Origin of the sequence: Pseudomonas sp. NCIMB 10586 (assembly GCF_023127895.1) — a bacterium.
In the GTDB taxonomy this organism is placed as follows: Bacteria; Pseudomonadota; Gammaproteobacteria; order Pseudomonadales; family Pseudomonadaceae; genus Aquipseudomonas; species Aquipseudomonas synxantha_A.
In genome coordinates this window covers 170858-192789 of the sequence record NZ_SPKQ01000018.1, presented here as the reverse complement: position 1 = coordinate 192789, position 21932 = coordinate 170858, and the positions used below count along the sequence as shown (strand labels likewise).

At 61.2% G+C, this 21932-nt stretch carries 19 protein-coding genes; 8 read left to right on the top strand and 11 right to left on the bottom strand.

The features are described 5' to 3' along the window. Nucleotides 1–11 precede the first annotated feature (11 nt). Entirely contained in the window at nucleotides 12–1523 is a 1512-nt protein-coding gene (locus E4P01_RS08835) for an MFS transporter (RefSeq protein WP_032877635.1), read from the bottom strand. A 106-nt stretch (nucleotides 1524–1629) separates the two neighbouring features. Here E4P01_RS08835 and E4P01_RS08830 point away from each other — a divergent pair, with 106 nt between their 5' ends. Next, complete coding sequence (locus E4P01_RS08830) at nucleotides 1630–2502, top strand: LysR family transcriptional regulator (protein WP_032877634.1); 873 nt, start codon at nucleotides 1630–1632, stop codon at nucleotides 2500–2502. Nucleotides 2503–2637: 135 nt separating this feature from the next. Here the strand turns inward: E4P01_RS08830 and fecA are convergent, their stop codons facing one another. From fecA to E4P01_RS08815, 3 genes are all read right to left on the bottom strand, one after another. Beyond that, nucleotides 2638–4974: a TonB-dependent Fe(3+) dicitrate receptor FecA gene (gene fecA, locus E4P01_RS08825; protein WP_216090785.1), complete on the bottom strand. Its 2337-nt coding sequence runs from the start codon at nucleotides 4972–4974 to the stop codon at nucleotides 2638–2640. 90 nt (nucleotides 4975–5064) lie between these two features. Continuing rightward, nucleotides 5065–6006: a FecR domain-containing protein gene (locus E4P01_RS08820; RefSeq protein WP_216090786.1), complete on the bottom strand. Its 942-nt coding sequence runs from the start codon at nucleotides 6004–6006 to the stop codon at nucleotides 5065–5067. Then, nucleotides 6003–6491, bottom strand: a complete 489-nt coding sequence (locus E4P01_RS08815) for a sigma-70 family RNA polymerase sigma factor (protein WP_078820400.1) — start codon at nucleotides 6489–6491, stop codon at nucleotides 6003–6005. Before E4P01_RS08815 ends, E4P01_RS08820 begins: the two co-directional genes overlap by 4 nt. 170 nt (nucleotides 6492–6661) lie before the next feature. On the opposite strand from E4P01_RS08815, the gene E4P01_RS08810 reads away from it, so the two are divergent. The 6 genes from E4P01_RS08810 (at nucleotide 6662) to E4P01_RS08785 (ending at nucleotide 12811) form a co-directional block, all read left to right on the top strand. Continuing rightward, the gene (locus tag E4P01_RS08810) at nucleotides 6662–6964 is read left to right on the top strand and encodes a DUF3649 domain-containing protein (protein WP_032877631.1); all 303 of its coding nucleotides are present in this window, start codon (nucleotides 6662–6664) and stop codon (nucleotides 6962–6964) included. Further along, the gene (locus E4P01_RS08805) at nucleotides 6961–8535 is read left to right on the top strand and encodes a PepSY-associated TM helix domain-containing protein (RefSeq protein WP_216090787.1); all 1575 of its coding nucleotides are present in this window, start codon (nucleotides 6961–6963) and stop codon (nucleotides 8533–8535) included. Before E4P01_RS08810 ends, E4P01_RS08805 begins: the two co-directional genes overlap by 4 nt. Then, nucleotides 8535–8861 (top strand): DUF3325 domain-containing protein, encoded by a 327-nt coding sequence (locus E4P01_RS08800; RefSeq protein WP_216090788.1) that lies wholly within the window; start codon nucleotides 8535–8537, stop codon nucleotides 8859–8861. The genes E4P01_RS08805 and E4P01_RS08800 overlap by 1 nt, the downstream gene beginning before the upstream one ends. 7 nt (nucleotides 8862–8868) lie before the next feature. Then, nucleotides 8869–9447, top strand: a complete 579-nt coding sequence (locus tag E4P01_RS08795) for an RNA polymerase sigma factor (protein WP_216090789.1) — start codon at nucleotides 8869–8871, stop codon at nucleotides 9445–9447. Then, nucleotides 9444–10421, top strand: coding sequence for a FecR family protein (locus E4P01_RS08790; RefSeq protein WP_078820358.1), 978 nt, complete (start codon nucleotides 9444–9446; stop codon nucleotides 10419–10421). Before E4P01_RS08795 ends, E4P01_RS08790 begins: the two co-directional genes overlap by 4 nt. A 149-nt stretch (nucleotides 10422–10570) precedes the next feature. Continuing rightward, on the top strand, nucleotides 10571–12811 hold the full coding sequence (locus tag E4P01_RS08785; protein WP_216090790.1) for a TonB-dependent receptor: 2241 nt from the start codon (nucleotides 10571–10573) through the stop codon (nucleotides 12809–12811). Nucleotides 12812–12946: 135 nt separating this feature from the next. Here E4P01_RS08785 and E4P01_RS08780 read toward each other — a convergent pair whose 3' ends face one another. After that, complete coding sequence (locus tag E4P01_RS08780) at nucleotides 12947–13297, bottom strand: glutaredoxin family protein (RefSeq protein WP_032877625.1); 351 nt, start codon at nucleotides 13295–13297, stop codon at nucleotides 12947–12949. Next, nucleotides 13297–14301 carry a nucleoid-associated protein YejK gene (yejK, locus tag E4P01_RS08775; RefSeq protein WP_003171997.1) on the bottom strand — a complete coding sequence of 335 codons (1005 nt, stop codon included), beginning with the start codon at nucleotides 14299–14301 and terminating at the stop codon, nucleotides 13297–13299. Before yejK ends, E4P01_RS08780 begins: the two co-directional genes overlap by 1 nt. 397 nt (nucleotides 14302–14698) lie before the next feature. On the opposite strand from yejK, the gene E4P01_RS08770 reads away from it, so the two are divergent. Next, nucleotides 14699–14980: an HU family DNA-binding protein gene (locus tag E4P01_RS08770; protein ID WP_005785131.1), complete on the top strand. Its 282-nt coding sequence runs from the start codon at nucleotides 14699–14701 to the stop codon at nucleotides 14978–14980. A gap of 78 nt (nucleotides 14981–15058) precedes the next feature. Here E4P01_RS08770 and rlmF read toward each other — a convergent pair whose 3' ends face one another. From rlmF to E4P01_RS08745, 5 genes are all read right to left on the bottom strand, one after another. Beyond that, on the bottom strand, nucleotides 15059–16078 hold the full coding sequence (gene rlmF, locus E4P01_RS08765) for a 23S rRNA (adenine(1618)-N(6))-methyltransferase RlmF (protein ID WP_216090791.1): 1020 nt from the start codon (nucleotides 16076–16078) through the stop codon (nucleotides 15059–15061). Nucleotides 16079–16281: 203 nt separating this feature from the next. Continuing rightward, complete coding sequence (locus tag E4P01_RS08760; RefSeq protein ID WP_032877623.1) at nucleotides 16282–19128, bottom strand: valine--tRNA ligase; 2847 nt, start codon at nucleotides 19126–19128, stop codon at nucleotides 16282–16284. Between the two features lie 212 nt (nucleotides 19129–19340). Further along, nucleotides 19341–19715 (bottom strand): hypothetical protein, encoded by a 375-nt coding sequence (locus tag E4P01_RS08755; RefSeq protein WP_005785135.1) that lies wholly within the window; start codon nucleotides 19713–19715, stop codon nucleotides 19341–19343. An 8-nt stretch (nucleotides 19716–19723) separates the two neighbouring features. Next, the gene (locus E4P01_RS08750) at nucleotides 19724–20152 is read right to left on the bottom strand and encodes a DNA polymerase III subunit chi (protein WP_005785137.1); all 429 of its coding nucleotides are present in this window, start codon (nucleotides 20150–20152) and stop codon (nucleotides 19724–19726) included. A 51-nt stretch (nucleotides 20153–20203) separates the two neighbouring features. Continuing rightward, on the bottom strand, nucleotides 20204–21694 hold the full coding sequence (locus E4P01_RS08745) for a leucyl aminopeptidase (RefSeq protein WP_032877622.1): 1491 nt from the start codon (nucleotides 21692–21694) through the stop codon (nucleotides 20204–20206). Nucleotides 21695–21932: the final 238 nt, after the last annotated feature.

Sequence of the window (21932 nt, the reverse complement as noted above, 5' to 3'; positions counted from 1 at the left end):
CCCGTTTTCGTTCAACGCCGTCGCTGGAAGAAATACCGGCTCAGAGCGGCCAGTCCGCAAGCGCCCAAGCCCGCAAACAGCATGGCCCAACCAGCGCCGCTACGCAGGGCCGTCTGTGCCTCCAGGCTTGTGAGTCCAGGCGCGTTCAGCTTGCCCGCCGCAATATGCTGGCTGAGGGTTGCCCAATCCGCCGCCGTGCTGGTCGGCAATACATTGGCCAGGTGATGGCTGATTCCGAGCAACAGCACCAGCCCCATCAATGCGATGTTGAGCGCCAGGGTGATCAGCCGTGCGCTGAAGTCGATGCCCGAGGCCATGCCTGCGCGGTCAGTCGAGACGGCGCCGGTAGTGGTATTGGTGGTCGGCGAATTGGTCAGCGCCAGCCCAATGCCGGCGATCGCGCAACTGAGCAGCACCAGTGCTGTGCTGGGCTGTTCGGCGTAATTAACCGCGGCCATGCCCAAAAAACCTGCGCCCATCGTCCCCAGGCCCAGGGGGATGATGCGTTCGGCGCCAAAGCGCAGGGCCAGGCGTTCGGCCAATGGCGGTACCAACAAAGTGGGCAAGGTATACGCGAGCAGTGCGGCGCCGGTGGTCAGCGTGTCGTAACCCAGGCCCGCCTGGAAATACAGTGGCAAGTAGATCATGAACGGCCAGAAGCTGAAGTTCATGCCGATTGAGCCCATCAAGGCGCCGTTGAAACGTTGGATGCGGAACACCGAGAAGTCGAACATCGGATGGGCGCTGCGCCGTTCGATCAAGATAAACAGCAGCAGTCCGAAGACCGACAGGCCGGCCCAGCCGAGCATCGCCGGGGTGCCGAAGCCGTTCTCGCTGCCCTGGGTGATGAAGTAGACCAGCGCAAACACCGCCAGCGTCATGGTCAACATGCCGGCAATGTCGAGGCGATGGCTGGCCGGGTCACGGGATTCCTGCACGCTGATGTGCAGCAGCGCCAAGGTAAACAGGGTCAGTGGTACATGCACCAGGAACACCCAGCGCCAGTCCGCGACGGCCAGTATCACTGCCCCGATCATCGGCCCGAAACCCAGGCCCACGCCAGCAATTACGCCCCATATCGCGAACGCTCGCGCCCGCGCCGCCGGTTCGCGGAACTGGTGGGACAAGATGGCAAACTGGCAAATCATCATCGCGCCGGCGCCAATGCCCTGGATGAACCGCGCCACGATCAGTGTCGGCGCATCGTTGGCCAGGCCACACGCCAGCGAGGCCAGGGCGAACACCCACAGACACAGCACCAGCACGCGCCGCCTACCGAAACGATCCGCCAGCGTGCCTGCCGCCATCAGCACGCTGGTGCAGGCCAGGGTGTAGGCATTCATGATCCATTGGGCGTCTTGAAAGCCGGTGCCCAATTCCTGTTCCAGCGTCGGCAGGATCACCGGCACGCTGGAGATTTCCAGGCCGAACATGAGGGCCACCAGGCAAACGGCGGTGAGGGCCAGGGCATTTCTGGCGGTGCTCGGCGGGTTGAGGGCCGATGCAGCTGCGGCGGACGGCATGACGAGTTCCTTTCAAATAGGGGAGGGCTCTATTCTCTCGGGAACCGGATTCGTTATTCGTGATAAGTTTTCCATTGATATGGGAATCAAAGGCGACAATTGACGCATGGCTACCCCGCGTTTTGATGGCGTTGAGCTGTTTTTGCAAATCGTCGAGAGCGGCAACCTGACCGACGCCGCCGAGCGCCTGAACCTTACACGCTCGGCCGTCGGTAAAGGCTTGGCGCGTCTGGAGGCGCGGCTGGGCACGTGCCTGTTGCAGCGCTCCACGCGCCGCCAGCGGTTGACCGAGGATGGGCAGGCGTACTACGAACATTGCCTGCGCGCATTGGCCGAACTGGAAGCGGCCGAATCGGTGCTCGAAAGTGGTCGGCAACAACCACGGGGACGGCTGAGGGTCAGTGTGCCGCTGGCGTTCGGGCACCACTATGCGGCACCGGCCTTGTGGGGCTTGATGGAGAGTTACCCTGAACTTGAAATCGAGATTTGCTTCTCCGACCGCATGATCGATTTGGCGCAAGAAGGCTTCGACATGGCCGTACGCATCGGCCCGTTGCCGGACACCGACCGCCTGAGTGCCCGTCGCCTGGGCCAGCAGGCCATGGGGCTGGCAGCCTCGCCGGCGTATCTGCAGCGCAAGGGCGCCATTGAACGTATCGAAGACCTGGCCGCTCATCGCGGCATTGCGTATCGCAGCAACACCACGCATCGCTCGCGTCTGGCTTCGCCCCTGATAGTGGACGACCTCCAGGCGCTAGCCGATGCCGCCATCGCGGGCGTGGGCCTGGCCTGGTTGCCGAGTTGGTTGATTGCTCACTATGCGCTGCGGGGGCAATTGGAAGCGGTGCTGCCCAGCTATCGCGAACAGCCTGCGCCGATCCATGTGGTCTGGCCGACGGCGGTGCATATGCCGGCCAAGACGCGGTGTGCCATCGATGCGTTGGTGGCGGCCACGCCCAGTTGCCTGGCGGGCAGTTGAAGTCGGTTAGGTCCAATGTGGGAGGGGGCTTGCTCCCGATGGCGGTGTATCAGTGGCAAATGTACCGACTGACACACCGCCATCGGGAGCAAGCCCCCTCCCACAGTAGGTTCTGTGTTGTTCTGCAGATTTGGGTCAGAACGCGATAGAGGTTTGCACATACACCGTACGCGGCTCACCCACATACTTGCCCTTGTTGTTGTCGTCAAACGAGCGGGTGTAGTACTGCTTGTTGAAGATGTTCTTCACCCCCACCGCCACATTCAAATCCGACAATTGCGGGCCGAAGTCATAGGCCGCGCGGCTGCTGAACAGCATGTAGCCGGGGATGCGCCCATTGGCACCGTCGGCGCTTTCGGCCTGGGTGTTGGCATTGTCGGCGAATTGGCTGCTCTGGTAGCTGCTGTCCACATTCAGCTTCCACGGGCCTTCGGTGTAACCCACGCCGAGGGTGCCTTTGTGCTTGGACGAGAAGGGCACGCGGTTGCCTTTGTTCGGGCCGTCTTCGCGAATGGTCGCGTCGACATAGGCATAAGTGGCATACACATCGAAACCCGCCAGCGCCGGGCTCAGGCCGTCGAGCGCATAGTTGATGCTCGACTCGATGCCCTGGTGACGGGTTTCACCGCGGGCGATCACCGTGTCGTTGGTCTGGTTGCTGTCGTACTGGTTGTCGAAGTTGATCAGGAACGCGCCGATTTCTGCGCGCAGGCTGCCATTGTCGTAGCGCGTGCCGAGTTCCCAGGTGCGGGCTTTTTCCGGTTTTACTTCGCCGCTGTTCACGCGGTTGGGCATCTGGCTGTACTGCACGCTGCCGAACGAGCCTTCGGTGTTGGCGTAGAGGTTCCAGTCGTCGGTGAGGTGATAGAGCACGTTCAGTGCCGGCAGTGCGGTGTTGTAGTCGCCTTTGTATTTGACGTTGCTGAGGTTGTTGGTCTGCTGGGACTCGATCATCTCGTAGCGCACGCCCGGTGTGATGGTCCACTTGCCGATATCAATGCGGTCGTCGATAAAGAACGCGTTGGCTTCGGTGCCGCCACGGGTGTCGCGGTCGTTGCGACTGTTGGTGGTGGGGATTTGCTGGTTGGCGGCAATCGGCGTGCGGTAGCGCAACTCGTGGCCGGCTTCATTGATATAGCGATAGCCGACACCCACTTCATGGCTGGTCGGGCCAAGGTCGAAGCCCTGGGCGAAGCGGGTTTCCAGGCCGCGTACCCAGTATTCGCGTGGCGACAGCGACAGGAAGCTGCCCTGGTCCAGGTAACCGCTGCGCAGGGTCTTGGTGAAGAAACTGTTGACCGTGAATTCGCGGCGATCCTGCTCGTAGCGATAGCCGACGTTGAACATCGTACGGCGGCCCCAGAATTTGTCGTACGGGCGGGTGGACTGATACGGGTCGGCCTTGTAATCCTTGACGTTCAAGCCTCCGGGCATGTCGGCCTGGCCTTCGTAGTACTGCGCCATGGCGTTGAAGCTGTTGGCGTCGTCCAGTTGGTATTTGCCCTTGAGGATCAGGTCGTCGATGCGCGTGTTGCTGTTTTCGCGCCAGTCGCCACCCCGGGTGCCGGAGTACAGGATCGCGCCGCCCAAGCCGTTGTCAGCAGTGCCGCCGGCCAGCAGGTTGCCAGTGGTCTTGAAGCCGTCGTGGCTGGAAGACGGGCTGGTCTCGGTCTGCAAGCCGCCCTTGACCGTGGGCGCCTGCGGGATGGCGCGGGTCACGAAGTTGACGATGCCGCCGACGTTCTGCGGGCCGTAGCGCACCGCACCGCCGCCACGGACCACATCTACCGCGTCCATGTTGCCCATGCTGATCGGCGCAAAGGACAACTGCGGCTGGCCATAGGGCGCGAAGGGCACCGGGATACCATCCATCAGCACCGTGGAGCGCGATGCCAGGCGCGGGTTGAGCCCGCGAATGCCGAAGTTCAGCGCCATGTCATGGCTGCCGGTGCCGTTGTTTTCCGGGGCGTTGACGCCGGGAATGCGGTTTAGCACGTCGCGGGCTTGGGTTGCACCTTGGCGTTCGAACTCCTCGCGGCGGATCACATCACGGGCGCCGGGGTGTTCGAACACGTTGGTTTGCGCCGCGTCACCGAGCCAGTCGCCGACCACGTTGGAGGTTTGCAGTTCGAGGGTGGCGGGGGCGCCAGCCGGTTGCAGGCTGAAGGCGTTGTCGCCCTCGGCCCGGGCTTGCAGGCCGGTGCCCTCCAGCAGTTTGCTCAGGCCCTCGGCCGCGCTGTAATTGCCCGACAGGCCGTGGCTTTGCATACCAGCCGTCACATCAGAACCGAACGACACCAGCACACCGGCTTGGCGACCAAATTGATTCAGGGCCGCCTCCAGGGTGGTCGGCGCGATGTGGTACGCCTTGGCGTCGGCGGCCATCACCGCAGGCAGCACGGTCAGGCTGAGGCTGGCGCCCAGTAGGAGTTGGCGCAAGGTGCGGGCAAGAAGCGTCGGTTGCTGGGGCATGAAGGTGGTCCTGAGAAGGAAGGATCAAGGTGGCTTTCCTTCTCTGTCACGCCAGGTGCGGAAAACAGCTCACACAAATGCAAAATAAATTCAGGCCCGGGCCTGCACGGTCACCCAATAGCGGGTAAAGCGCCGAACTTTCACCGGCAGGCTGATTTCCAGCAGGTCCAGGATGCGTTCGCTGTTATCCAGCGGGTAGCTGCCGGACAGCAAAAGGTTTGCCACTTGCGGGTCACAATTGAGCTGGCCGCGACGATAACGCCCCAGTTCATTCAAGAAGTCTTCAAGGCGCATGTGTGCAGCCACCAACATACCGTCGGCCCAGGCGCCGCAGTTGGCGTCGGTGGCGCGTGGGGTGTCCCAGCCCTTGCGGGTGAAATTGACCTGGCGTGCGGCATCGACGCTCAGCGGCAAGCCGCTGTAGTTGTTGGGCATCACTTCGACCTGGCCGGCCAGCACCGCCAATTGGGTGTGGTCGTTGAACTGGCGCACATTCAGGCGCGCCGCCTGGCTGCTGAGCAGGCCCTGGCCGGTCAGCACGCGCAACGGCGTATCACCGGCACGGGAGGTGAGCAGGATTTCCCCTTCGAGCAGGCGTACCAGGCGCTGCCGACCGTCGAAATGTACATCCACCGCGCTGCCGGTGTTGAGCTGCAACTGGCTGCCGTCGGCCAATTGCACCGTACGGCGCTGGCCAATCGGGCTGCGATAGTCGGCGCTCAGCGGCGGCAGAATATGTTGCTGACGCAGGCTCCAGGCCGCTGCCGAGCCAGCGCCCAGGATCAACAGCAACTTCAGCGCCTGGCGTCGGCTGCTGGTGCGCGGTGCATTCAACGCAGCGTGCGCCAGGGGCGAGGGCATCCCGCGCAAGCGCTGATTGACCTGTTGAATCTGCTCCCACGCACGCTGGTGCTCGCTGTGGGCGTTCAGCCATTGTTGCCAGGCCGCTTGCTGGCGAGGGGTGAGCGCGCCTTGCTGCATTTCCAGCAGCCAGTGCACGGCTTGTTCGGCGACTTGGCTGGACACGTTCATAGGGCGAAGTAGCAGCGCATGGCGGCTTTGGTCAAATGGCGTTTGACCGTGGCGATGGAAATACCCAGTTCTGCGCTGATTTGCGCGTAGGTCAGGCCGTCGAGCTGGGCCAGCAGGAACGCGCGTTTAACCAGCCTGGGCAGGCCGTCGAGCAGTTGGTCCAGCTCCAGCAGGGTTTGCAGAATGATTGCGCGGTCTTCTTCCGATGGCGCCACGTGCTCGGGCATTTGCGCCAAAGCATCGAGGTAGGCGCGCTCCAGGTCCTGGCGGCGATAGAAGTTGCACAGCACGCGCTTGGCCACGGTGGTGAGGAAGGCGCGGGGCTCGATCAGTGTCGGGGTATCCGGTGCGCTGAGCACGCGAATAAAGGTGTCCTGGGCCAGGTCGGCGGCGTTTTCCGGGCAGCCGAGCTTGCGTCGCAACCAGCCGGTGAGCCAGTGGTGATGGTCGTTATACAAAACTTCGACGGTGTTGGACGGCTGCAACGCGATCACTCCACAAGCATTGATATGCCTTAGAGAACAAGAATTGTTCGCATTGTAGGGCGGGTAACGAGCTTCGGCAATCGGCCAGGGCAGGCGAATCATCCGTTCTCTTTTGCTTATGAGAATATTTATCATTAATATTGCGCGTTGATGAACTTGGCGCCTGCCGCATGAAAAGCAAAACCGCATTGCCCATTTCCTATCGCCTCGCCGTCACCTCGCGCGTGCTGGCGGCTGTGATCGGTGGTTACTTGATGGCCTCCCTGGCCGCCATCTGCCTGGCGCTCTGGTTGCCCACTTCCCGCGCCGATGCGGTGGTCACCGGCATGATGAGTTCGTTTGTGTTCTACCTGCTGGCGGTGCTCTGGTGTTTTGCTTGCCGCACGGCCTGGCGCGCCTGGGCCGGGGTGATGGTGCCAAGTGCGCTGTTTGCAACGTTGGCCGGCGTTGGTTTCTGGGTGGCGCGCACATGAAAGAGGGCTTTCGCCAGGCCATGGCCTGGCTGCATACCTGGGCTGGATTGATCTTCGGCTGGCTGCTGTTTGCGATTTTCCTGACCGGCACCCTGGCCTACTTCAAAGACGAAATTACCCACTGGATGCAGCCCGAAGTGCAGGCTCATCCCCTGGACGACGGGCGTAGCCTTGCCGTAGCCCAGAATTACCTGCAACAACAGGCGCCCACGGCCGCACGCTGGTTCATTACCTTGCCTACCCATCGTGATCCCGGCCTGTCCGTGATGTGGCAAGACAAGGTCGAGCCCGGCAAGCGCGGCACCTTCATTCAGAAAACCCTCGACCCGGTCAGCGGCCAACCCGTCCAGGCCCGCGACAGCAAGGGCGGCGAGTTCTTCTATCGGTTCCACTTCCAGTTGCAGATGCCTTACCCGTGGGGCCGCTGGCTGTCGACCATCGCCGCCATGGTGATGTTGGTCGCGCTGATCACCGGCATCATCACCCACAAGAAAATCTTCAAGGACTTCTTCACTTTCCGTCCGCGCAAAGGTCAGCGCTCCTGGCTCGACGGGCACAACGCGGTGGGCGTGCTGGTGCTGCCGTTTCACCTGATGATCACCTACAGCAGCCTGGTGATTTTCATGAACATGGTCATGCCCGCGCCTATCATGGCGTCCTATGGCGACGACAGCCGGGCGTTCTTCGATGAGTTGTTCCCCGCTACCAACAATGCGCCGGCCCTCGGCCAGCCCGGTCAGTTGCTGCCGTTACTGCCGATGTACCAGCAGGCGCGCGAGCAGTGGGCGGGCGGCCATGTGGGGCGGCTGGCGGTCAATAACCCTGGCGATGTCAACGCCTCGGTGAATGTGTTTCGCGCCGGCTCCGACAGCGTGGTGCACGCCTTTGGCAATACCCTGTCGTTCAACGGCACCACTGGCGAGCTGTTGCGGGCCAGTGGCGAGCCGTCTTTGCCTGCGGTGATTGGTGGCAGTTTCTATGGTTTGCACATGGGCCATTTTGCCGGTCCCGTGCTGCGTTGGTTGTACTTTATCTGCGGCCTGGCGGGCACCGCGATGATTGGCACGGGGCTGGTGATCTGGCTCGGCAAGCGCCAGCTCAAGCATGCCAAAGCTTCGGTGATGCCGTTTGAACTGCGGTTGGTGGAAGTGTTGAACATTGCCAGCATGTCCGGGCTGATGATCGCCATCGCTGCGTTTTTCTGGGCCAACCGACTGTTGCCGGTGAGTTTCGCCGAGCGTTCCGACTGGGAAGTACAAGCCTTCTTTACCGCCTGGGGCCTGAGCCTGCTGCACGCCATGTTGCGTCGCGGTCGCCAGGGTTGGGTCGAGCAACTGAGCTTCGGCGCGTTGCTGTTTGCGGCGGTCCCACTGCTTAACGCCAGCACCACCTCGCAGCATTTGGGCGTTTCTCTGGTCAATGGCGACTGGGCCATGGCCGGCTTCGATCTGACCTGCCTGGCCAGTGGTGCGTTTCTCGCCTGGGCGGCCTGGAAGATGCACCATCGCACCGCGCCGCAACTCAAGGCCGAACGTGCACGTGGCCTGACGCTCAAGCAGGAGGCCAGTTGATGCTGCTCGCGCTGCTGATGTGCTACGCCGGGTTTACTGCGCTGTGCCTGTCCACAGACCGTCACCACGGCGAGTTGCTGCTCAGCAAACCCACCCCCACTCGGCGTTTGGGGCTGCGCGTGGGCGGTTGGTTGCTGCTGATTGTCGCGATCTGGCCCGCGGTGCTTGCCGCCGGTTGGAGCCAGGGCCTGGTGCAGTGGTGCGCGGTGTTGATGCTCAGCGCCTTGCTGCTGGTGTTGCTGCTGCCTTATCGCCCAAGGCTGGCCTTGATCCTGGCGGGCCTGAGCCTGCTGGCCAGCCCTGTTGCGGCATTCGCCCTGTCCTGAGCCTGCCATGATGATCAGTCCACCGCCGGAACCCCAGGACAGCCCGCACACCGATGCGGCCGGTGGGCGTGCGCATTTCCTGCAGGTATTTTTGTCCCAGCGCTCGCAGATGGAGGCACTGGTCAGTCGCCGTGTCGGTTGCCGCGCCACCGCGGCCGACCTGGTGCAGGATTTGTTCCTGCGTTTCTGGCGCCGCCCCCTGGTGCAGGTCGAAGAGCTCAGTACCTACTTGCTGCGCTGCGCGGGCAATATCGCCATTGACCATTTGCGCACTGAAGGCGCCCGAGTGCGCAGCAATGAAGGCTGGTTGCCGGAGCAACAAGACAACCAGAGGTGCGAGCCCCAGGCGGCACTGGAGGCCGGCAATGATCTGCGCCATGTCGAAGCCGCCTTGCGCAGCTTGCCCGAGCGCACCCGGCAGATTTTCCTGCTCAACCGCATCCACGGTCGCAAATACACGGAGATCGCCAAGGCCATGGGGTTGTCCCAAAGCGCCGTGGAAAAACATATGATGCGCGCCCTCGAAGCCTGCAAGGCCAGCCTTCGCGAACCGCCGCCTCCACGCACGCCAGGGAAAGCACCGTGAACGTTACGCCCACACCCGCTCAGGAACAGGCCGCGCTGGCCTGGCTGAGCCTGTTGCATGACCAGCCCAGCAGCGGCGACCAGGCTACTTTCAGCCGCTGGCTGCGCGCTGATCCCGCGCATGTCGAGGCCTACGCCCAGGCCCAGGTGCTGTGGGAGTTGAGCGAAGTGCCGGCACGCCAGCTGGCTGATGAGGATGCGCTGGCCTTGCAGGGCTACCTCAATAAGATCAACACCTCCAAGCATTCACGTGGGGTGCGTTGGTCCGGCGCCCTGGCGATGGCCGCAAGCCTGCTGTTGATGGTGGCGATGGGCGCCGGTTGGCAGCCGTCGCGCTGGGTTGATGAGTTAGGTGCCGATTACGTGACGGCGGCGGGGGAGGTGAAGACTTTTACCCTGGCAGATCAATCCCAGGTCACCCTCGATGCCGACAGCGCGATTGCCGTGGATTTCAGCCATGGCGAGCGGCATATCCAACTGCGTCGCGGTGCGGGATTTTTCAGTGTGACCCACACGGGCCAGCCTTTCGTGGTGGAGGCAGGCGGTGGTGAAGCGCGGGTGCTGGGCACCCAGTTTGAAGTGCGCCTGCAACCTGCCGGGGCAGAGGTCACGGTGTTATCCGGACGGGTTGGCGTGACGCCATCCAAACAGGGCCTGCAACAGGTACTGGCTGCAGGTCAGCAAGTGGCCTATGCCGACGGCGTAGCCGACACTCTGCACGCTGTCGACAGCCAGTCACGCCTGGCCTGGCGTGACGGCTGGCTCAATTACTACAAGGCGCCGCTGGCGGATGTGGTCAAGGACCTGAGCCGTTATTACCCGGGCCGCATCGTGTTGCTTAACGATGAGATGGGCGCCAGGCGCGTCAGCGGCAGCTTTCCAAGCAAGGATCCGCAGGCGGTGTTGAATGCGCTGCAAGCGGTGCTCGGCTTTGAACAACACTCGCTGCTGGGGCGCATGATCGTGTTGCGCTAGGCGCGCTTCACCAAACCTTCATCGCAATCGCCAAAACCTGTCACCAAACGGTTACACGTGCCGTGGATCATCCCTGGGTTCCTGAACAAGTGGTCAGGAAGAGCACCTCTGCCCCATACAACACAACAATGTCAGTAAGGGATCTACACGTGAACTACAACACTCTTTATGCCCTGCTTATGGCATCGGGCCTGGGCGGCTTTGCGCCGCTGGTTCTGGCCGATGACACACAGGATGTGGGGTCGGTGAACGTTACCGGCAAGCAGACCCTGGGCAACGGCCATATGATCCGCGAAGAAAGTGCCAAGGCGCGTTCCACGGTCACCAAAGAAGCCATGGATGAAATGTCGGGCACCGCCAACGCCATCGACAAGCTCAAGTACACCCCGGGCATCAACGTTTCCAGTGATGACGCCAGCGGCACCAGCGGCACCACCTTCACCATGCGCGGCATGAGTTCGGACCAGGTCGGGGTTTCGGTCGACGGCGTGCCGATCAACGACTCGGGCAACTACAGCGTGTATTCCAACCAGCTGGGTGACCCGGAAAACCTCGCCGAAGTGTTCGCCACCCAAGGCTCTTCCGAGGCAGACGGCCCGCACATTGGCTCCAGCGGCGGCAACATCGGCATGATCACTGTCCGGCCGACCAAGGATGCCGGGGTATTCGCCAAGCAGATCGTAGGTGCCAACGCCCTGCACAAGACGTTTGTGCGGGCTAATACCGGCGATTTTGGCGGCCTGAAAACCTGGGTCTCGGCGTCGCATCTGGAAGGCGACAAGTGGCGCGGCAAGGGCACTCTGCGCAGCGACAAGATCGAGTGGAGCAGCTTGTTCGAAGATGACAACGGCAATTCCACACTGGCCACGGTCAAGTACAACAAACAGGAAAACTACAACTACAACAGCCTGAGCAAATCACAGTTTGACACGCAGGGGCGGCGCAAGGACTACGCCGAAAGCCCGGTGTACAAGGCAGGTCTGTTGTCTGCGTCCTACAAGCTCAACCGCAACCCCTTCGAAAGCGTAAACGCCACGCTGACCCAGCGCTGGCAATTGCAAGACAACCTGTCGCTGACAGTCACGCCGTACTACTACTGGTCCAACGGCGGCAGCTTCAGCGGCCAGACCGCCTCCAACCTGGGGCCAAAGTCTGACAAGGCCGGCAACTACGACCTGAGTAACCTGCAATCGGCCAACTATTACCGCCCTTCATGGACCGAGACCTGGCGCCCCGGCGTCACGGCCAAAATGAAGTGGGACATCAACGAAGCGCACAGTCTGGACTACGGCTACTGGTATGAACGCGCACGCCAGCGCCAGACCCAGCCATTTATCGGGATCAACGGCGAGGGCGCACCCGATGATGTGTGGGGCGATTACAACAGCGGCGGGCAGGTGGTCGACAAGAATGGCGCCACTGTACAAGGCCGCCACTATTACACCGTTACCCCGGCGCAGAAACTCTGGGTACAGGACAACTGGCAAGCCACGCCGGACCTGAGTTTTGTCGCGGGCCTGGCCTACCAATACGTCGAGCGCGACGGCAACAATCTCGGCAGCCTCTACGACAAAGCGGAAAAACGTAACACCCGTTACCATCAGTTCCTGCCCAACTTCAGCGCCAAGTACCAGGTCGACGAAAGCAACCAGGCGTTCTACAACGTCACCCGCAATATGCGCACGCCTCCCAACTACGTGCTGTACAACAAGGGCGACTCCGTCAGCCTCAAGTCCGAATTGAGCTGGAACCAGGAACTGGGCTGGCGCTACACCGAAGACGACATGGCGCTGAGTGCGACCTTGTTCTATATCAGTTTCAAGGATCGCCAGGTGTCGACCACCGACGCCAGCGGTGACTACATGGTGCTTAACGTCGGCAGCGTCGATAACAAGGGCCTGGAGCTGGAGTGGAGTGGCTTGTTGCCGCACAACTTCAACTACTACGCGTCGTACACCTACACCCAGTCCGAGCAGAAGGACGACCTGCTCAGTAAGAATGTGCTGCTGCCAACCTCGGGCAAGCAACTGGCCAACGTGCCGGAAAACATGTTCAACCTGGTGTTCGGGTACGACGACTCGCGGTTCTACGGCAACGTCGCGGGCAAGTATGTCGGCAGCTTCTATGGTGATTTGACCAACAAGGAGAAGATCGAAGGCCGTACGGTGTTTGACCTCAATGCCGGTATTTACTTGCCGGTGGACAAGAGGGTCATCAAGTCGGCAACCCTGCGCCTGTCGATGCTCAATGTCTTCGACAAGGAATACTTGAGTTCGGCGCGTACCGTGGCGTTCAACTCGGCGCCGGTCAACGGGTTGGGGGCGAGTACGGCGTATTACAACGTGGGTGAAGAGCGCACGGCGATGGTGTCGCTGGAGGCCAACTTCTAAGACCACCACAAACCAAATGTGGGAGGGGGCTTGCTCCCGATAGCGGTGAATCAGTCATCATTTTCATTGATTGGCACACTGCTATCGGGAGCAAGCCCCCTCCCACATTTGATCCACGGTGTTTCAGGAATCAGGTTACTTCAGCGCCGCCATGATCGCATCCGGGTTGTAGTCGCGAATCAAAGTCCCGTTCACATCCACAAACGGAATCCCACCCCCGCCCAGTGCTTCATACGCCTTGCGCGCCTGGGCATCCTTCTCGATATCGACGGCCTGGTACGGGATACCCTTCTGGTCCAGAAAACGCCGGATCTGCTTGCAGTACCCACACCACTCGGTGGCATAGAGCACCACACGCGCCGAGGCGCGTACCTGCTCCGGCACCACCTGGGACGGGTTGAACACCCGCTCGATCTTGCCCCAGTTCTGGATCGCGACTACCACCAGCAACACCAGCAGGACTTTCTTTAAAACCCCGCCCAGCATCAATTACGGCGCTTGAGCTGATCGGTCAGTTGGGTCGGCAGGCCCTTGATGATCAAGGTGCCGGCGGCTTCGTCGTATTCGATCTTGTCGCCCAGCAAGTGCGCTTCAAAGCTGATGGACAAGCCCTCGGCGCGCCCGGTGAAGCGGCGGAACTGGTTGAGAGTGCGTTTGTCGGCCGGAATCTCCGGCGACAGGCCGTAATCCTTGTTGCGGATATGGTCGTAGAACGCTTTTGGCCGATCTTCATCGATCAGGCCGGAGAGTTCTTCCAGGCCCATGGGTTCGCCGAGCTTGGCCTGGCTGCTGGCGTAGTCCACCAGGGTCTTGGTCTTTTCGCGGGCGGATTCGTCAGGCAGGTCTTCGCTTTCAACGAAGTCACTGAACGCCTTGAGCAGGGTGCGGGTTTCGCCCGGGCCGTCGACGCCTTCCTGGCAACCGATAAAGTCGCGGAAATACTCCGAGACCTTTTTGCCGTTCTTGCCCTTGATAAAGGAGATGTATTGCTTGGACTGCTTGTTGTTCTGCCACTCGGAGACGTTGATGCGCGCCGCCAGGTGCAACTGGCCCAGGTCCAGGTGGCGCGAGGGCGTCACGTCCAGCTCGTCGGTGACTGCCACGCCTTCGCTGTGGTGCAGCAGGGCGATGGCCAGGTAGTCGGTCATGCCTTGTTGGTAATGGGCAAACAGCACATGGCCGCCGGTGGAGAGGTTGGACTCCTCCATCAGCTTCTGCAGGTGTTCCACCGCAGTGCGGCTGAAGGTGGTGAAGTCCTGGCCACCGTCAAAGTATTCCTTCAACCAGCCGCTGAACGGATGCGCGCCGGACTCGGCATGGAAGAAACCCCAGGCCTTGCCTTGTTTGGCGTTGTAGCTCTCGTTGAGGTCGGCAAGCATGTTCTCGATGGCGGCCGACTCGGACAGTTCGGAGTCGCGGGCATGGAGCACTGCGGGGGTGCCGTCGGGTTTTTTGTCGATCAGGTGGACGATGCAATGACGGATCGGCATAGGCTTCTCGGCTGGTTGAAGGGGGAGGGGGCGGCCTCCCCGAAAAGTCGCCCAGTGTACCGCACCCATTGGCCGTGACGTGCCCCGAAGGGCATTTTGGATGCCCTCCGACTGCCCATATGCCTTTTTTTCACGGTTTAGAGCGATAAAGCTGACCAAATGGGTATGTTGAGGCGGATATTTCCCCGTCTCTGTGCTAGTTTTGCCCCGTCTTACGCCAAGTCTCGGCGTTAAGCGTGCATTCAGCATTTGTCAGGTCGAACCAATCCCCGTTTCAAGCATCTATAACCCCGATCTCCGTGGTTATAGCCGGGGATGCCAGGCCATGACGGTCAGGCTCGACGGCTGACACTGCACTCTGCAATCCATATGAATTTGATAGGGAAGGAACACCACAATGGCTTTGACTAAAGACCAACTGATCGCTGATATCGCTGAAGCTATCGACGCGCCAAAAACCACCGCGCGCGCTGCTCTGGACCAACTGGGCCAGATCGTTGCTGATCAGCTGGAAAATGGCGGCGAAATCACTCTGCCAGGCATTGGCAAGCTGAAAGTAACCGAGCGTCCTGCCCGTACTGGCCGTAACCCTTCGACTGGCGCTGCCATCGAAATCGCTGCCAAGAAAGTTATCAAGCTGGTTGTGGCTAAAGGCCTGACCGACGCTGTTAACAAGTAAGACGCAGTAAAAAAAACCGTGCTCCGGAGTGATCCGGGCACGGTTTTTTGTTGCCTGCGGTTTTATTGTGATGAAAGGTTAGTCGCGCACCCAGCGCTGGCGCCAGATCTGCTGCTCATTCTTGGTCTGGAACGTCCAGGCCACAAACCGGCTTTGCTTCTGCCCCTGAGACATCTCTACCACCTGGCTTTCCAGCACGCCGGCTTTTTTCAGCGCGGTTTCGATCGCAGGCAAGTTGGACGCTTTTGACACCAGGGTGCTGAACCACAACACCTTGTGGGCAAAATGCGCGCTCTCGGCGATCAACTGCGTCACAAAGCGTGCTTCGCCGCCTTCACACCACAGTTCAGCCGATTGGCCGCCAAAGTTGAGTACCGGCAACTTGCGTTTCGGATCCGCCTTGCCCAGGGCGCGCCACTTGCGCTCGCTGCCCTTGGTGGCTTCATCCATGGATGCATGGAACGGCGGGTTGCACATGGTCAGGTCAAAGCGCTCACCGGGTTCCAGCAAACCCAGCAGGATCTGCTTGGGGTTGGGCTGCTGGCGCAGCTGGATAACCTTGCTCAGGTCGTTGGACTGCACGATGGCCTTGGCGGCGCTCACGGCGATAGGGTCGACCTCCGAGCCCAGGAAGTTCCAGCGGTACTCCATGTAGCCAATCAGCGGGTAGACGCAGTTGGCGCCCATGCCGATATCCAGCACCTTGACGATCGAGCCACGCGGGATCTTGCCGTCGTTGACGCTGGCCAGCAGGTCGGCGAGGAAGTGCACATAGTCGGCACGTCCCGGTACCGGCGGGCACAGGTAATCGGCCGGGATGTCCCAATGCTGGATGCCATAGAACGACTTGAGCAACGCCCGGTTGAACACCCGCACCGCGTCCGGGCTGGCGAAGTCGATGCTTTCCTTGCCATGGGGGTTGATGATCACGAATTTCGCCAGTTCTGGCGTGGTCTTGATCAGCGCCGGGAAGTCGTAACGGCCCGTGTGGCGGTTGCGCGGGTGCAGGGTGGCCTCTTTGCGCGGTACCACGGGCTTGGCCGGGGTAGCGGATTTAGGCTTCTTGCGCGAAGGTTTAGGCGTAGTGGGGGCGGTCATGATGATTCTGGTGTTGGCTCAAAGTGGCGGCCATTGTCACACATCCTGAGCTCAACCCGGTCAAATGTGGGAGGGGGCTTGCTCCCGATAGCGGTGTGACAGTCAAAAATATTGAGACTGATACACCGCTATCGGGAGCAAGCCCCCTCCCACAGAGGCAAAAAAAGAGACCCGGAGGTCTCTTTCTTTACGCGACTCAAGCCTTACAGGCTGGAAATCCGCGCATGTTGCTCGGCCAGTTTGCCCAAAGCCTGTTCAGCTTCGGCCAACTTGGCGCGTTCTTTCTCGATCACCTCCGCCGGCGCCTTGTCGACGAATGCCGCGTTGGACAGCTTACCGCCCACGCGTTGCACTTCGCCTTGCAGGCGGGCGATTTCCTTGTCGAGACGGGCCAGTTCGGCGCCCTTGTCGATCAGGCCTGCCATCGGTACCAGCACTTCCATGTCGCCCACCAATGCAGTGGCGGACAGCGGCGCTTCGGCATCGGCAGCCAATACGGTGATCGACTCCAGCTTGGCCAGCTTCTTGAGCAACGCGTCGTTCTCGCCGAGACGGCGCTGATCTTCGGCACTGGCGTTCTTGACGAACACGGCCAATGGCTTGCCCGGCCCGATGTTCATCTCGGCGCGGATGTTGCGCGTGCCGAGCATCAGGGTCTTGAGCCATTCGATATCGCTTTCGGCGGCCTCATCGATGCGCGCTTCATTGGCCACTGGCCAAGGTTGCAGCATGATGGTCTTGCCTTCGATACCGGCCAGCGGCGCCAGGCGCTGCCAGATTTCTTCGGTGATGAACGGCATGAACGGATGCGCCAGGCGCAATGCCACTTCCAGTACGCGCACCAGGGTGCGGCGAGTACCGCGCTGGCGTTCGACCGGGGCGTTTTCGTCCCACAGCACCGGCTTGGACAGTTCCAGGTACCAGTCGCAGTATTGGTTCCAGATGAACTCGTACAGCGCCTGTGCAGCCAGGTCGAAACGGAACTGGTCGAGCTGGCGGGTCACTTCGGCTTCGGTGCGCTGCAACTGCGAGATGATCCAGCGATCAGCCAGGCTCAACTCATAGGCTTCGCCGTTCTGGCCGCAGTCTTCGCCTTTATCCAGCACGTAGCGCGCGGCGTTCCAGATCTTGTTGCAGAAGTTGCGATAGCCTTCGACGCGGCCCATGTCGAACTTGATGTCGCGACCGGTAGAGGCCAGCGAGCAGAAGGTGAAGCGCAGGGCGTCGGTGCCGTAGCTGGCGATGCCGTCGGCGAATTCGTCGCGAGTCTGCTTCTCGATCTTTTTCGCCAGTTTTGGCTGCATCAGGCCCGAGGTGCGTTTCTGCACCAGGGTTTCCAGGTCGATGCCGTCGATGATGTCCAGCGGGTCCAGGACGTTGCCCTTGGACTTGGACATCTTCTGGCCCTGGCCGTCGCGTACCAGGCCGTGTACGTACACGGTCTTGAACGGTACCTGCGGGGTGCCGTCTTCGTTTTTCACCAAATGCATGGTGAGCATGATCATCCGGGCAACCCAGAAGAAAATGATATCGAAGCCGGTGACCAGCACGTCGGTGGAGTGGAATTTCTTCAGGAATTCGGTCTGCTGCGGCCAACCCAGGGTGGAAAACGTCCACAGGCCCGAGCTGAACCAGGTGTCCAGTACGTCGTTGTCCTGCTGCAGCGCGATGTCGGCGCCGAGGTTGTGCTTGGCACGCACTTCGGCTTCGTCGCGGCCTACATAGACCTTGCCCGACTCGTCATACCAGGCCGGAATACGATGGCCCCACCACAGCTGACGGCTGATGCACCAATCCTGGATGTCGCGCATCCACGAGAAGTACATGTTTTCGTACTGCTTGGGCACGAACTGGATGCGGCCATCTTCCACGGCGGCGATGGCAGGCTCGGCCAGCGGCTTGGTGGACACGTACCATTGGTCGGTCAGCCACGGTTCGATCACGGTGCCGGAGCGATCGCCCTTCGGCACTTTCAGGCCGTGGTCGTCGACGCTGACCAGCAAGCCGGCGGCGTCGAAGGCGGCAACGATCTGCTTGCGCGCTTCAAAACGGTCCAGGCCGGCATATTCGGCCGGAATCTTGCCGTCGATGCTGTCGTTCAACGAGCCGTCCAGGTTGAATACCTGGCAGGCCGGCAATACGGCGGCATTCTTGTCGAAGATGTTCAGCAGCGGCAGGTTGTGACGTTTGCCGACTTCATAGTCGTTGAAATCGTGGGCCGGGGTGATTTTCACGCAGCCGGTGCCGAATTCAGGATCGCAATAGTCGTCCGCAATGATCGGGATGCGGCGGCCAACCAGTGGCAGTTCGACGAACTTGCCGATCAGCGCCTGGTAGCGCTCGTCGTTCGGGTTAACGGCGACGGCGGCATCGCCGAGCATAGTTTCCGGACGAGTGGTGGCGACGATCAGGTAGTCGTTGCCTTCAGCGGTCTTGGCGCCGTCGGCCAGCGGGTACTTGAGGTTCCACAGGAAGCCTTTCTCGTCGTGGTTTTCCACTTCGAGGTCGGAAATGGCCGTGTGCAACTTGGTGTCCCAGTTGACCAGGCGCTTGCCGCGGTAGATCAGGCCGTCTTCGTGCAGGCGCACGAAGGCTTCCTTCACGGCTTCCGACAGGCCGTCGTCCATGGTGAAGCGCTCGCGGCTCCAATCCACGGAGGAGCCCAGGCGACGGATCTGACGGCTGATATTGCCGCCGGACTGATCTTTCCATTCCCAGACTTTCTCCAGGAATTTCTCGCGGCCCAGGTCGTGACGGTTCTGGCCGGTGGCTTCCAGTTGGCGTTCCACCAGCATCTGCGTGGCGATACCAGCGTGGTCGGTGCCCGGCTGCCACAGGGTGTCGCGACCCTGCATACGGCGGAAACGGATCAACGCATCCATGATCGCATTGTTGAAGCCATGGCCCATGTGCAGGCTGCCAGTGACGTTCGGTGGCGGGATCATGATGGTGTACGAGTCGCCCGCACCTTGTGGGGCGAAATAGTTCTCGGACTCCCAGGTGTTGTACCAGGAAGTTTCGATAGCGTGGGGCTGGTAGGTCTTATCCATGCGCGGCGGGACCCTAGTTGGCATTTATTCAGGAAAGCCGGCAAGTATAACGGGGGAGGACGAGGAGGGCGAGTTGAAGACGGACTTAAGGCTGATGCAAAACTAATGTGGGAGGGGGCTTGCTCCCGATTGCTGAGTGTCAGCCACCGAATCATCGGCTGATACAACGCTATCGGGAGCAAGCCCCCTCCCACAGGAAATATCAGTGTCGTTTAGGACTGGTACTGGCTGAGCAACCGCTCCATCCGCGCATCCATCCGACGCTTGATCTCGGCTTCAATATGCGGCGCAAAGTCGTCAATCACATCCTGCATGATCAATTGCGCGGCGGCGCGCAGTTCATTGTCCAGGTGCAGGAGCAGGGCATCGGGGGCTTTTTCTGCGGCGGGAGCGGGTTCTGCAACCACAGGTTCCGGCGCGGCAGGCTTGCCGCTGACCATGTCGAACAGCAGCGGGATCTGTACCTCGCCATCGGCCGTTTCGGTCAGCAGCGGCGGTTGCAGGTTGTCATCACCCAGCAACTGACGGATCGACTCCAGGTCGTCCAGCAGGTGGTCGTCTTTTTTCAGCGGGTTGGGAGTGTCCATCGTGTGCTCTAAAGTCGTTGTAGCCGGTGATCCTGCAGAGAATAGCCCTGTTCGCGATAGAAACGGAAACTCTCCCGCGCGGCCTGACGAATAGCCGGGTCTTCCACCACCACTTCCGCCACGCGGGCGAAAGCCTTGGCAAAGGCCGGTACTTTCAGGTCCAGGTTGACCAGCAGGTCATGGTGATCGCCGCAACTGTCGCCCACACCCAGGACTACCAGGCTTTCAGGTTCGGATTCGGCGGGGCCGTGGGGCACGAAGCTTTCGCCCTTGAAGCGCCACAGGCGGGCATCCAGCTCATCGCGTTGGGCGGCATCGCTGCAATGCAGGTAGATGCGGTGGCCCATGCGCCAGGCTTTTTCGGTGAGCTTGCAGGCAAAGTCCAGGCGCGCGAGGGGATCGGCGCTGGGCAATATATAGAAGTCGACTTGGGTCATTGCGGTTCCTGAGACCGGGGCGGCGGGATGGTCGCCCCGGCATCTTCAGTTTCAGGCCTTGGCGCGATCCAGCAGGTATTGGGTCAACAGTGGCACCGGACGGCCGGTTGCGCCCTTGTCCTTGCCGCCGCTGGTCCAGGCGGTGCCGGCGATGTCCAGGTGGGCCCAGTTGAAGTTCTTGGCAAAGCGCGACAGGAAGCAGGCCGCCGTGATGGTGCCGGCTTTCGGGCCACCGATGTTGGCGATGTCGGCGAACGGGCTGTCCAGTTGTTCCTGGTACTCATCGAACAGCGGCAGTTGCCAGGCGCGGTCGTCGGCAGCCTTGCCGGCGCTGAGCAGTTGCTCGATCAGTTCGTCGTTGTTGCCCAGCAGGCCCGAGGTGTGCGAGCCCAAGGCAACGATGCACGCGCCGGTCAGGGTGGCGATGTCGATCACGGCCTGGGGCTTGAAGCGCTCGGCGTAGGTCAGGGCGTCGCACAGCACCAGGCGGCCTTCGGCGTCGGTGTTGAGGATTTCCACGGTCTGGCCGCTCATGGTCGTGACGATATCGCCCGGGCGGGCCGCGCCGCCGCTCGGCATGTTCTCGGCACAGGCCAGGATGCACACCAGGTTGATCGGCAGCTTGAGTTCCAGCACGGCACGAAGGGTACCGAACACGCTGGCCGCGCCGCCCATGTCGTATTTCATCTCATCCATGCCCGCGCCCGGCTTGAGGCTGATGCCGCCGGTGTCGAAGGTGATGCCTTTACCCACCAGGGCGTAGGGCTTCTCGGATTTCTTGCCGCCGTTGTATTGCATCACGATCAGGCGTGGCGGCTGGTCGCTGCCCTGGCCTACGGCATAGAACGAGCCCATGCCCAGGTCCTTGATCTTCTTTTCATCCAGCACTTCAACCTTCAAGCCCTTGAACTCTTTGCCCAATGCTTTGGCCTGTTCGCCCAGGAATGTCGGGTGGCAGATGTTCGGCGGCAGGTTGCCCAGGTCGCGGGTGAACGACATGCCGTTGGCGATGGCCTGGGCGTGGGTCACGGCGCGCTGAACTTCAGCCTGGGCAGCCTTGATGGTCAGCAGGGTGATTTTCTTCAGGGCGCGGGGTTCGGCCTTCTGGCTCTTGAACTGGTCGAAAATATAGCCGCCGTCCAGCAGCGACTCGGCCAGCAGGCGGGTCTTGCCGTAGCTGTCACGGCCCTTGATCACGATTTCGTCGAGGGCCAGTGCCGCATCGCTGCCGCCCAGGCCCTTGAGGGTGGTAAGGATGCCGCTGATGATCTTGCGCAATGGACGGTCGCCCAGTTCGGCGTCCTTGCCCACGCCTACCAGCAATACGCGCTCGGCCTTGAGGTTGGGCAGGCTCTGCAGCAGCAGGCTCTGGCCGACTTTGCCGGCCAGGTCGCCGCGCTTGAGGATCGCGCTGATCGCGCCGCCGCTCAGTTCGTCCAGTTGCTTGGCGGCGACGCCGAGTGTGCGGCCTTCGCCGACAGCGACCACGAGGGTGGCGGTTTTCAACGTTTCGGGGCTAACGCTTTTTACAACCAATTCCATGTTCGGGTCCCTTATCAAGGTCTGTGAGCCTGGAGTTTGTACTCAGGCTTGAAGCTCGGCAGCTTGGTAAACCGCCAGCGGACAAAGGCCGCAGTTTGAACCTCGCCGGCGGAGCCTGACAACCCTTGGCGCACGCTTTGTGCGTGCGCATGAGTAAGCTCCGTGACAGGCGCGGTCAATCACAGGATAATGCGCCATCTTTTTAGCCGATCCGTGATAAACGGGTCGTCTCGGTATG

Coding starts and splice junctions, on each gene's coding strand:
- E4P01_RS08835 (WP_032877635.1), bottom strand. CDS start 1,523: ATGCCGTCCGCCGCAGCTGCATCGGCCCTCAACCCGCCGAGCACCGCC.
- E4P01_RS08780 (WP_032877625.1), bottom strand. CDS start 13,297: ATGCTGGGCGGGGTTTTAAAGAAAGTCCTGCTGGTGTTGCTGGTGGTA.
- E4P01_RS08745 (WP_032877622.1), bottom strand. CDS start 21,694: ATGGAATTGGTTGTAAAAAGCGTTAGCCCCGAAACGTTGAAAACCGCC.
- E4P01_RS08770 (WP_005785131.1), top strand. CDS start 14,699: ATGGCTTTGACTAAAGACCAACTGATCGCTGATATCGCTGAAGCTATC.
- E4P01_RS08800 (WP_216090788.1), top strand. CDS start 8,535: ATGCTGCTCGCGCTGCTGATGTGCTACGCCGGGTTTACTGCGCTGTGC.
- E4P01_RS08760 (WP_032877623.1), bottom strand. CDS start 19,128: ATGGATAAGACCTACCAGCCCCACGCTATCGAAACTTCCTGGTACAAC.
- E4P01_RS08795 (WP_216090789.1), top strand. CDS start 8,869: ATGATGATCAGTCCACCGCCGGAACCCCAGGACAGCCCGCACACCGAT.
- fecA (WP_216090785.1), bottom strand. CDS start 4,974: ATGCCCCAGCAACCGACGCTTCTTGCCCGCACCTTGCGCCAACTCCTA.
- E4P01_RS08750 (WP_005785137.1), bottom strand. CDS start 20,152: ATGACCCAAGTCGACTTCTATATATTGCCCAGCGCCGATCCCCTCGCG.
- E4P01_RS08810 (WP_032877631.1), top strand. CDS start 6,662: ATGAAAAGCAAAACCGCATTGCCCATTTCCTATCGCCTCGCCGTCACC.
- E4P01_RS08830 (WP_032877634.1), top strand. CDS start 1,630: ATGGCTACCCCGCGTTTTGATGGCGTTGAGCTGTTTTTGCAAATCGTC.
- rlmF (WP_216090791.1), bottom strand. CDS start 16,078: ATGACCGCCCCCACTACGCCTAAACCTTCGCGCAAGAAGCCTAAATCC.
- yejK (WP_003171997.1), bottom strand. CDS start 14,301: ATGCCGATCCGTCATTGCATCGTCCACCTGATCGACAAAAAACCCGAC.
- E4P01_RS08805 (WP_216090787.1), top strand. CDS start 6,961: ATGAAAGAGGGCTTTCGCCAGGCCATGGCCTGGCTGCATACCTGGGCT.
- E4P01_RS08820 (WP_216090786.1), bottom strand. CDS start 6,006: ATGAACGTGTCCAGCCAAGTCGCCGAACAAGCCGTGCACTGGCTGCTG.
- E4P01_RS08755 (WP_005785135.1), bottom strand. CDS start 19,715: ATGGACACTCCCAACCCGCTGAAAAAAGACGACCACCTGCTGGACGAC.